The sequence below is a fragment of the Chryseobacterium sp. MEBOG07 genome (assembly GCF_021869745.1).
In the GTDB taxonomy this organism is placed as follows: domain Bacteria; phylum Bacteroidota; class Bacteroidia; order Flavobacteriales; family Weeksellaceae; genus Chryseobacterium; species Chryseobacterium viscerum.
Genome location: NZ_CP084579.1, coordinates 4,864,009 through 4,875,099, shown reverse-complemented (window position 1 = coordinate 4,875,099; position 11,091 = coordinate 4,864,009). Strand labels below are relative to the sequence as shown.

Below are 11,091 nucleotides of genomic sequence, written 5' to 3'. Positions count from 1 at the left end.
GATGCCCTTACTAATTATCTTTTCCCGTATAGTAGTTATAATCTTTAATAACAACATTGATAAACTGCCTTTCCGTCATTTTAGTAGAATCTATTTCCAGTTTTAGAATACTTTTAATTTTATCAGACAGTTTGTTGATGATCTGGCGGTCGTCTGCTTTCAAAGCTTTGGTATAATTATCTTTGATGATCCTCATGTCATTATCACTCAAAGCGATGACCTGTGGAAAAGAGGGAACATAATCTTCGCGGATATTCTCTAAAATCGTATGAGAAATATTGATGTTATTTTTAAGGGAAATGACAGCCGTCCCGGAGGCCATATCGCCCAAACGTTGATTATTTTTAGAGACAATCATAGAGATAAGACCGATCACTCCGGCGAATGAAACATCCACAATTCTGAAAACCCAGCGGATCATATAATCAGAAAAACTTGCTTGATAACCGTCAATCTTTACCACTTTGATTTTCATCAGCTTTTTACCCGGAGTCTGGCCTTCCATTAAACTTTCCATAACCAGAGGATAAATGTAAATAGGAAACGTAAGGATAAGATATACAGCTCTTATAGACCATTCGTCAAGACCATCCAGTATATATCCCAAATCAAAAATGTTGAAGAATAAATACAGAATGATCACTACATAAGCGATCCTGATCAGAAGATCAATAATGAAGGCAAGCATCCTTTCTCCTACGCCTGCAATATTAAAATTAATATTTACATTTTGTGAGGTATTTATCGCAATTTGAGACATATTTTTTATTATTTTAGCCTTAACAATTATGAGAGAAGTTTATTTCATTAAACAAAATAAAGAAAAATGGTTGGGAATAGAACAGGTTATTCAAGGGAAAATTAAAAAAAATCCAGATGACCTGTCTTCGTTGTATATTAACCTGATCAATGATCTTTCTTTTGCCCAGACCTATTACCCAAAAAGTAATACGACTGTTTACCTGAACCATTTGTCTTCTCAGATTTTTCAGAAGATTTATAAGACCAAAAGGGTAGAGGAGAACAGACTGATCTATTTTTTCAAGACAGAAGTTCCATTGCTGATGTATCAGTACCGGAGGTATCTGATGTACGCCTTTCTTTTTTTCTTTTTGTTTACTTCAATAGGGGTGCTTTCTGCAATTTATGATAAAAGTTTCTTAGCCGTTGCAATACCCAATGGGGAATCCTATGTTAATGAAACGATAGAAAATATCAAGAAAGGAAATGCTGTTGCCGTGTATGAAAGCGGCTCAACCTGGGGGAGTACAATCGGAATTATTTTCAATAATATTCAGGTAGGGGCAAAATTATATATCTATGGGATTGCCGGAGGCGTGGGAACATTGTTTGCACTGCTTTCCAACAGTGTGATGCTGGGAGCTTTCCAATATTTTTTCTATGATTATGGCGCATTGAAAGACAGTGCGAGAGGAATATGGCTTCACGGAGTTTTTGAAATTTTTGCCATGGTGGTGGAAGCGATGTGCGGATTGATTCTGGGTGCTTCTATTTTATTTCCGAGAACATTTTCAAGGTTTAATTCTTTTAAAAAAGGATTTAAAGATTCATTTAAAATATTTTTAAGCACCATTCCTTTTACTATTTGTGCAGGGATTATAGAAGGTTATGTTACAAGGCATGCATTAAAGATGCCTTTGATTCTGAACCTGATTATTATTTTCGGTTCACTGGCAATTGTAGGATTTTATTATTTTGTATATCCATCTATTGTCAATAAAAAAACTAATAAACACATCCATGATACAATTTTATAAAAAGAGAGACTTCGGGAGCTTTATCAGCGATAGTTTTAATTTTTTCAAATTATACGGAAAGAATTACTTCAAAAACTATATTTTAATCAATGGCTTGCTTTTGATCTTAATGACAGCCGTTATGATTTTTGGATATAAGGAACTTTTTTCCCAGATATTCGGATCCAATCTTGGGGGTGAAACGTATTATTTTGAACAATATTTTTCAGATAATGCAGGAATGCTGATCACGGTGGGATTATTGACTTTCCTACTTTTCATGATCCTGATGATTGTGAATTATCTGTACCCGGTTTTTTATTTAAAAAGAATAGCACAAGGAGCAGAAAAGATAAAAGCGGATGAAATTCTGAGTGATTTTAAGAGCAATGCAGGAAGAATAGCCAAGCTGTGCCTTGGAATGATCTTTATTGTCACCCCAATAATTTTGGTTGTTGTAGGTTTTTCTTATATCCTGATTTTTATTATTATCGGATTATTTCTGATCCTGCTTCTTTACCCTACGATATTTAATTTTACGACATTTCTGATGTATGATTATTTTAATTCGGACAGAGGTTTTTGGGGAAGTTTGAGCTATGCTTTGCGTTCACAGTTCTCCTACCCAAACGGCAATGAGAAGTCTCCGTACTGGAAATATTGGGGAGCTGCATTCGTCATGTTTATTATTATTTACATTGCAACATCCATCTTCACTTTTATTCCAATGATGTTCTTTTATGGATCGCTTCTCACGTCAACACCAGACGGGAATTTTGAACAAAATCCTTTTACAGGTACTTTAGGAATTGTGTTTCTTGTATTCTATGGGATTTCAATGCTGCTTTCATTTTTCCTCTCAAACCTGATGTATGTGAATGCAGGGCTGATGTATTATGACAGCAGAACAGATCTTCATCAGAAAGTAGAACTTGCAGAAATAGATACTATTGGAATCAATGAATAGAATTCTTTTTTTCTTACTGTTTTTTTTCTCTCTTGGGTTGGTGTATGCTCAGGACGATAATCCTATTGCCGATGATGTGGTAGATTCATTATATACAACCGGACATTATAGAAATATGCTGCGTGCAGATTCTGTTCTGATGAAAAATCCGGTATCAGAAAATACTGCTTATCCTAAAACATTCAAAGAAAATATTCCATCAAGATATAAAGGAAATGAATTTGACTATTCTGTATCAAAGCCAAGAGAGTCTTTCTGGCAAAAGCTGATGCGAAAACTCAATCAGATTATACAGGGGATTTTTGGAGAAACAGCATTGACCAAGTCTGCAGAATTTACGGGAGTTCTTATCCGGCTGTTTGCCATTATTCTGGTAGGTTTTCTGCTTTATTTTATCATTAAATATATCATGGGAAAAGATGGTAATTTTATTTTTGGTAAAAAGAATAAGAAACTAAACATCAATGTAGAAGAATTGCATGAGAATATCCATGAAATAAATTTTCCTGACAGTATTGCGAAATTTGAAAATGCCAGAGATTACCGTTCAGCAGTTCGTTATCAATTCTTGTTTATCCTTAAAAAACTGAGTGATAAAAAACTGATCAACTGGAATCCGGAAAAAACAAATAAGGATTATGCCGCAGAGTTAAAAGCTCCTCATCTGAAAAGTGATTTCTCCAATCTGTCTTATATTTTCGATTATGTCTGGTATGGGGAATTCAATATTGAAGAGCAGAGTTATCAGAAATTTAAAAATCAGTATCAGGCCTTTAAACCTTAATAACCATAACCATGAATAAAACTTTCAAAACATATGCTGTAATTTTCATCATTGTGATGATTGTTTTGGCATTGCTTGAAGTTAACAAAAAAGAAACGACAGACTGGCGTAAGAATTTTGATATCAATGAAAAGTCGCCGTTTGGCCTGTTTGTTTTTAATAATGAAGCGAAATATCTTTTTAAAAATAACCTGAAAAAGATTGAGCAGGTTCCTTATGAATATTACAGCCAGCATAAAAAAGGTGCTCACAATATTGTTGTTATCGAAAATAACCTTGACGGAGAGTCGTGGAAAAAAATCCTGACTCAGGTATCTGAGGGATCAGATGCGTTTTTGATGGCAAGCCGTATGCCCAAAGAAATCTCAGACAGTATCGGATATTATGATTCGGAAATCTCTTTTGAAGAGGAAAATGCCCTGAAACTTACCGACAAAAAATACCAGAACGATTTTGTTAAACTTGACAAATTTCCATCAGGCAGAGGATTCTCATTTATAAAACCCAATGTTGAAGTGCTGGGGAAGACTGTAGAAAAAAAGAACACAGATCAGGCTAACTTTATCAAAGTGAAATTCGGAAAAGGGTATATCTATGCTCATACAGAACCTCTTTTTCTCACCAATTATTATCTTCTTAAACCTGGGAACATAAAATATGCACAGGATGTATTTTCATATCTTCAGGATAGGGAAACGCTTTGGTTTGTAGCTAGCAAAAGTACAACGTCACGTTTCTTTATGAGATTTGTATTGTCGAATCCGGCTTTAAAGTATGCATGGTGGGTATTTTTGGGAGGTCTCGTTCTCTTCATTTTCTTTAATGCAAAGAGAAAACAGAGAATAGTGCCTGTAGAAGAGCCGTTGAGAAATACTTCTCTGGATTTTGTGAAAAGCATTGGAAATCTTTATCTTCAGGAAGGTGATTTTCATGATATGATGGCGAAGAAAGCTCAGTATTTTCTGAATAAAGTGAGAATGGATCTGTTGATAGATACCCAGAATCTGGATGAAGAATTTGCAAAAAAACTGCATCTGAAAACGGGTAAAACGATGGAAATGATTAATGAAGCGATAACGCTTATCAAAAAAGCTCAGGATCCTTACGCCAGCGTAATGAAGGAAGATCTTGCAAGGATCAATAAACTCCTTGATGAAATACTTAAATAATATAACTATATAATAATATAACAATATGACAGCTGACCAATGATCATAATGACTATTCCAAAGAAGAATATAATTGTTAGATTGATACAGTGTTAGATTGGTAAATTACATTTTATTATGGAAAATCTTGATAACCAGAATATAGAAAACCAAAGTTCTATAAACCTTAATAAACAGGAAGAACAGTTTCAGTCGAGAATCGATATGATAGAACTTCGTACGAGTTTAGAGAAAGTAAAATCTGAGATAGGAAAAGTAATTGTAGGACAGGAGAAGATGATAGAACATCTTTTGGCAGCATTACTTTCAAACGGGCACGTTCTTATTGAAGGAGTTCCCGGAGTAGCCAAAACCATTACAGCAAAATTACTGGCTAAGACAATTGACGTTGGTTTCAGCAGAATCCAGTTTACGCCGGATCTGATGCCTTCTGATATCCTGGGAACATCTATCTTCAATGTGAAAAACTCAGAATTTGAATTTAAAAAAGGTCCTATCTTTTCCAACTTCATACTAATTGACGAGATCAACAGATCGCCGGCAAAAACCCAGTCTGCATTATTTGAAGTCATGGAAGAAAGACAGATCACCATGGACGGGACACGGTATGTTTTGGAAGAGCCTTTCATTGTTATAGCTACTCAAAACCCCATAGAACACGAGGGAACATATAGACTTCCGGAAGCCCAGCTGGACAGGTTTTTATTCAAAATCAATGTAGGGTATCCTAATCTTGAACAGGAAATTGCAATCATTAGAAATCAGCATGAAAGCAAAAAAGAAGATAAAACAGAAGGGGTAAACCGTGTCATCACGGCAGAACAACTAAAAAGTTATCAGCATCTGGTAAAAGAAATCATTGTGGAAGCTCAGCTGATAGAATACATCGCTAAAATTATCATCAATACCAGAGAAAACCAATTCTTATATCTGGGAGCTTCGCCAAGAGCTTCACTGGCACTTCTTACCGCATCAAAAGCATTTGCAGCGCTAAGAGGCAGAGATTTTGTGACTCCTGAAGACATTAAAGAAGCAAGCTACGCTGTTTTAAGACACAGAGTAATTGTATCTCCCGAAAGAGAAATGGAAGGTCTTACCGCAGACGAAATTATCCGTCAGATTTTAGAAGGAATAGAAATACCGAGATAGGGAGTAGTTAATGGGTAGTAGATAATAGGAGGCAGGTAGCAGTTGATGGAGTACCTAATTTAATTAAAGTACAAAATATTACATATGGCAAATTTTAAAGAGCTTTTAGTTTGGCAGAAGTCTATTGATTTTGTTACTGAAATGTATAGGATTACTGAAACTTTTCCCAAAACCGAAATCTACGGATTAATATCACAAATAAGGAGGGCGGCTGTTTCTATACCCTCCAATATTGCAGAGGGAAATTCGAGAAGAAGTAAACCTGATTATCTGCAATTTTTAAAAATATCAAGAGGCAGTTGTGCAGAAGTAGAAACACAATTAATTATCTCAAAAAATCTCAAATTTTTAAATGAAAATGAGTATTTAAAATTAAATGGAAAGATTATAGAAATATCCAAAATGTTGAAGGGACTCATTAATTCCCTACAATAGTAATGATAGTGAAAAAGCTAATGAACGTCCACCTAAAACCTTTCATCTGCAACCTGCAACCTAATCAATGAAAAACTTATACATCAATACACGTTTCTTTTTTACACTCATCGGAGTGGGGATTCTGTATGTCCTGGCATTTTTCTTTCCGGTGCTGATGTGGGCAGCCCATACCGCACTCTTGATCTGCTTTCTGGCCGCAATGGTAGATTTTCTGTTGCTTTTTAACCAAAAAAATGCATTACAGGTTCAAAGGATATTGCCGGAAAAACTGTCCAACGGAGATGAGAACTTTGTGAAAATTGATATTAAAAATAATTACAGCTTTCCAATAGCTACTAAAATTATTGATGAAATTCCGTTTCAGTTTCAGAAAAGAGATTTTTTGATTGAAAAGAAGATTACTTCCGGAGCGAATACTTTCTTTCAATATTCATTAGAACCTAAAGAGAGAGGCGAATATCATTTCGGAGGGTTGAATATTTATGCATCTTCACCGCTTGGGTTGATTTCGAAGAGGTTTACTTTCCATAAAGATGCTATGCTGCCTGCTTATCCGTCTTTTATTCATCTCAGAAAATATGAATTGATGGCCATTCAGAGTGAATTTTTATTGGGAGGAATCAAAAGAGTCAGAAAGCTGGGACACACCATGGAATTTGAACAGATCAAAGAATATGTACCCGGAGATGATATCAGAACGATCAACTGGAAAGCAACGTCTAAGACGAACCGTCTGATGGTAAACCAGTTTCAGGATGAAAAATCACAGCGTATTTTTATGCTGATTGATAAAGGACGAACCATGAAAATGCCTTTCAATGGTTTAAGCTTACTGGATTATTCCATCAATGCAACGATGGCATTGTCTCATATTATTTTGAGAAAAGGAGATAGAGCCGGGATGATGACTTTTTCCAAAAAAGCAGAAAATAAAATTGCCGCCGATAACAAATCCGGACAATTGAAAAAAATATCTGAAGCACTTTATAATATTAAAACAGATTTCTTCGAAAGTGACTTCAACCGTTTGTATCAGGATGTAAAATATTCCATTAACCAAAGAAGTTTAATTTTACTTTTTACGAACTTTGAAACATTAGACGGACTCAACCGTCAGTTGAAATATCTTCGGGGAATCGCTAAAAACCATTTGTTGGTAGTGGTATTTTTCAAAAATTCAGAACTGCAGACGTTGATCAACAAAAATCCTGAGAATATGCAGGGAATATATGATGAGATCGTTGCTGAAAAATTTGAATTTGAAAAGAAACTGATCATTCAGGAACTCCGCAAATATGGAATTTATACAGTATATACGCTTCCGGAAAATTTGAATATCGATGTTATCAATAAATATTTGGAGATAAAAGCGAGAGGAATTTTATAACTTTGTATCAAGCAATAAGCAACAATGAAGATAACACTTAACAGAATAAACGACGATTTTTTATTTGAATGTACAAATGCTCAGGGAAATTCTATCCTTTTGGATAATACTTCCCAGCCGGGAGCAAAAGGAGTTTCTCCAATGGAAAGTGTACTGATGGCTGTGGCAGGCTGCAGCGGAATTGATGTAGTTTCTATTTTGAAGAAGCAGCGCCAGAACATCAAAAGTTTCCAGGCAGAGGTAGAAGGAGAGAGAGTACAGGTAGAAGATGCAAAACCTTTTAAATCCATTAACGTTAAGTTCCTTTTAGAAGGAGAAATTGATCCTAAAAAAGCACTGAAAGCTGCAGAACTTTCTTTTGAAAAATACTGTTCCGTATCAAAAACATTAGAACCGAATGTAGAAATCGGATACGAAGTCTACGTGAACGGAGAAAAAATATAATCTCTTATTTAAAAATAGAAAAAGCCGGATGACTCATCCGGCTTTTTATTACTCATTACCGATTAAAAGGTAAGTCTTGGTTTTATTAGTTTCGCTACAGTAGCTGTCCATCCTGTCTGATGAGAAGCACCTACTCCGCGCCCGTTATCTCCATGAAAATATTCAAAGAAGGTAATATAATCTCTGAAATGTTCATCATAATTGAACTTCGGATTGCCTCCATTGAAAGCACGCTGTCCGTGTTCATCCTTTAAAAATATAGAACAAAGTCTTTTGCTGATGTTTTGAGCTACTTCATCAAGGTTTCTTTTATCTCCGCTTCCCGTTGGAAGCTCTACTTTCAGACTATTTCCATAATAATAATGGAAACGCTGCAAGCTCTCCACAATCAGGAAATTAATAGGAAACCAAATAGGCCCGCGCCAGTTGCTGTTTCCTCCAAACATTCGGCTGTCGCTTTCTGCAGGAGTATAGTATACCATATTTTCGGCTCCATGCACAGAGAATACAAAAGGATTTTCTTCATACACTTTAGACATCGCACGGATTCCGTAAGAACTTAGAAACTCTTTTTCATCAAGCATTCTGGTAAGAACTTTCGTTAACCTGTTTTTACGTAAAATACTCATCAGGTGCTTTCTGCCTTGCCCCTCTTCATCCCAATGAGAAACAAGCTTGGTGAGTTCCGGTTTATTTTTAAGAATCCATTCCATTCTGGTTTTGAAATTGGGCATCTTTTCCAACAGCCTGTGATCAACAATTTCCACTGCGAATAAAGGAATTAATCCGACAATACTTCTTAATTTCAAAGAAACACTGTCTCCGTTTCCTAGCTGCAATACATCATAGAAAAATCCGTCCTCTTCATTCCACAAACCTTTCGTTCCTTCACCCAGATTTTCCATAGCCTCAGCGATATAAAGATAATGTTCGAAAAACTTGATCGCCATATCTTCATACACCTGATAATATTGGGCAAGTTCCATCGCAATACGCATCATATTCAATGCATACATTGCCATCCAGCTTGTTCCGTCTGCCTGCTCAAGATGCTGACCATCTTTTAATTCCATGTTCCGGTCAAAAGCTCCAATGTTATCAAGACCAAGGAAGCCGCCTCCAAAAATATTTTTACCGTTTTTATCCTTTCTGTTAACCCACCATGTGAAATTGAGCAACAACTTCTGGAAAACCTTCTCTAAGAATAGCAGATCCGGCTTGCCATTATTTTTTTCATCAATCTTAAAAACACGGAAGCATGACCACGCATGTACAGGTGGGTTCACATCGCTCATGTTCCATTCATAAGCAGGAAGCTGTCCGTTAGGATGCATATACCATTCTTTGGTCAATAGTAAAAGTTGTCCCTTGGCAAATTCTGCATCGATGATTGAAAAAGGAACACAGTGAAATGCCAGATCCCAGGTGGCATACCATGGATACTCCCATTTATCAGGCATGGAAATAATATCCTTATTGTGGAGATGATTCCATTCTGTATTTCTTACATACTCATTGAAATTTCTTGGCGCTTCAAAATTAGGATCACCTTTCAGCCATTTTCCTATATTGTAATGATAGAACTGTTTATTCCAGAGAAGCCCGGCAAATGCTTGTCTCTGAACATTTCTTTCATCTTCATTTACAGTATCATTCTGAATTTCGTTATAAAACTCTTCAGCTTCAGCTTGTCGGGTATTGAAAATATGATCGAAACTGTTAAAAGGTTCATCCGTTTCGTCAGGACACAATCTGAATTCAAAGACTTTTGATTCTCCTGCACCGATAAGCTCATCAATTAGAAAAGAAGCTTTTGTTCCTTTTTTTTCAGGATTTACGGTATTTCCCTGATGAATAATAAAATCATTGATTCCATCTTTGAAATAAGCATTCTCTGCTTTGGGAGCTCCGTAAAGTTTGGAAGTATTCGTTTCGTTATCACAAAATACACTTTTTGCATTTGTATTTCGGGAATACAGCTTTTTGATTGATATACTGTCATGACCAATATTAATACTTCCGTCATGAGAAGCATTGATCTCTCCTTTATAAGTATTGTATCCCCATTTCCAGTTATTTCTGAACCATACCGTAGGAGCTACCAGAATAGGAGCCTCATGCTGGCTTCGATTACAAACGGTGACTCTTGCTAGGATATCGTTGTGATCGCCTTTACAGTATTCAATGAAAATATCGAAATATTCGTCATTATCAAAAATTCCAGTGTCGAAAATCTCATACTCCGGTTCCTTTTTACTGCGTTTTCCGTTTTCTGTAACAAGATCATCGTAAGGAAATTCATTAATTGGGTATTTATACACCATCTTCATATAGCTGTGGGTAGGCGTATTGTCCAGATAATAAAATATTTCTTTGATGTCTTCACCATGATTTCCCTGAGGATTGCTCAATCCAAAGAATCGTTCTTTTACCATTTTATCTTTCCTGTTCCAGAAAGAAAAAGCAAAACAGAAAATCTGCTTTACATCAGAAATCCCGGCGATCCCTTCTTCTCCCCAGCGGTAAGCATAGCTTTCGGCATTATGATGATTGGTAAAATTCCATGCATTCCCATTCGGGCTGTAATCTTCACGTACATTTCCCCACTGGCGGTTGCTTACATAAGGTCCCCAGTTTTTCCATTTAGTATCTTGTAATCTTTCTTTTTCAACGGTCATATTTCATCATTTTTCAATACGAAGTTAGTTTTTTTGAGAAGTAATTCCAATTTTTTTCATCTGAATAATTATTAATATAGCCTTGAAATACTTGTATTTAAGGGCTGTTTTAAATATTAAAATAATTTTTTTTGAAATTAAAAGAAAAGAACTACCTTTGCATCATTCGTTCATTTAAATATTGAAAATGTTATCAAGAAAGGTTGAGGGATTAGACCCTATGAAACCTTAGCAACCCTTTGTGCAAGCAAAGAAGGTGCTACGTTCTACCAATTTATTTTGGACAGATAACTTACTGAAGTTCTTTTCAGCCATTTC

At 35.7% G+C, this 11,091-nt stretch carries 10 protein-coding genes and 1 riboswitch; of the genes, 8 read left to right on the top strand and 2 right to left on the bottom strand.

Going from position 1 to position 11,091, the window contains the following annotated elements; translation table 11 throughout:
- Nucleotides 1–10: 10 nt before the first annotated feature.
- Nucleotides 11–760 (bottom strand): RDD family protein, encoded by a 750-nt coding sequence (locus tag LF886_RS22450; protein WP_236851892.1) that lies wholly within the window; start codon nucleotides 758–760, stop codon nucleotides 11–13.
- A 28-nt stretch (nucleotides 761–788) separates the two neighbouring features.
- Between LF886_RS22450 and LF886_RS22445 the strand changes: the two genes are divergently transcribed.
- The 8 genes from LF886_RS22445 (at nucleotide 789) to LF886_RS22410 (ending at nucleotide 8,095) form a co-directional block, all read left to right on the top strand.
- Nucleotides 789–1,778 carry a stage II sporulation protein M gene (locus LF886_RS22445; protein ID WP_124532120.1) on the top strand — a complete coding sequence of 330 codons (990 nt, stop codon included), beginning with the start codon at nucleotides 789–791 and terminating at the stop codon, nucleotides 1,776–1,778.
- The gene (locus LF886_RS22440; RefSeq protein ID WP_236851891.1) at nucleotides 1,762–2,724 is read left to right on the top strand and encodes a DUF4013 domain-containing protein; all 963 of its coding nucleotides are present in this window, start codon (nucleotides 1,762–1,764) and stop codon (nucleotides 2,722–2,724) included. Before LF886_RS22445 ends, LF886_RS22440 begins: the two co-directional genes overlap by 17 nt.
- Nucleotides 2,717–3,508 carry a DUF4129 domain-containing protein gene (locus tag LF886_RS22435; RefSeq protein ID WP_236851890.1) on the top strand — a complete coding sequence of 264 codons (792 nt, stop codon included), beginning with the start codon at nucleotides 2,717–2,719 and terminating at the stop codon, nucleotides 3,506–3,508. Before LF886_RS22440 ends, LF886_RS22435 begins: the two co-directional genes overlap by 8 nt.
- 11 nt (nucleotides 3,509–3,519) lie before the next feature.
- Nucleotides 3,520–4,677, top strand: coding sequence for a DUF4350 domain-containing protein (locus tag LF886_RS22430; protein WP_236851889.1), 1,158 nt, complete (start codon nucleotides 3,520–3,522; stop codon nucleotides 4,675–4,677).
- 117 nt (nucleotides 4,678–4,794) lie between these two features.
- Nucleotides 4,795–5,826 (top strand): AAA family ATPase, encoded by a 1,032-nt coding sequence (locus tag LF886_RS22425; RefSeq protein WP_236851888.1) that lies wholly within the window; start codon nucleotides 4,795–4,797, stop codon nucleotides 5,824–5,826.
- An 84-nt stretch (nucleotides 5,827–5,910) separates the two neighbouring features.
- Entirely contained in the window at nucleotides 5,911–6,261 is a 351-nt protein-coding gene (locus LF886_RS22420; RefSeq protein ID WP_236851887.1) for a four helix bundle protein, read from the top strand.
- 67 nt (nucleotides 6,262–6,328) lie between these two features.
- Entirely contained in the window at nucleotides 6,329–7,651 is a 1,323-nt protein-coding gene (locus LF886_RS22415) for a DUF58 domain-containing protein (RefSeq protein ID WP_236851886.1), read from the top strand.
- A gap of 24 nt (nucleotides 7,652–7,675) precedes the next feature.
- The gene (locus LF886_RS22410) at nucleotides 7,676–8,095 is read left to right on the top strand and encodes an OsmC family protein (RefSeq protein ID WP_236851885.1); all 420 of its coding nucleotides are present in this window, start codon (nucleotides 7,676–7,678) and stop codon (nucleotides 8,093–8,095) included.
- A 62-nt stretch (nucleotides 8,096–8,157) separates the two neighbouring features.
- Here LF886_RS22410 and LF886_RS22405 read toward each other — a convergent pair whose 3' ends face one another.
- Nucleotides 8,158–10,773, bottom strand: coding sequence for an MGH1-like glycoside hydrolase domain-containing protein (locus LF886_RS22405; protein WP_236851884.1), 2,616 nt, complete (start codon nucleotides 10,771–10,773; stop codon nucleotides 8,158–8,160).
- Between the two features lie 187 nt (nucleotides 10,774–10,960).
- Nucleotides 10,961–11,067, top strand: a riboswitch (SAM riboswitch).
- Nucleotides 11,068–11,091: the final 24 nt, after the last annotated feature.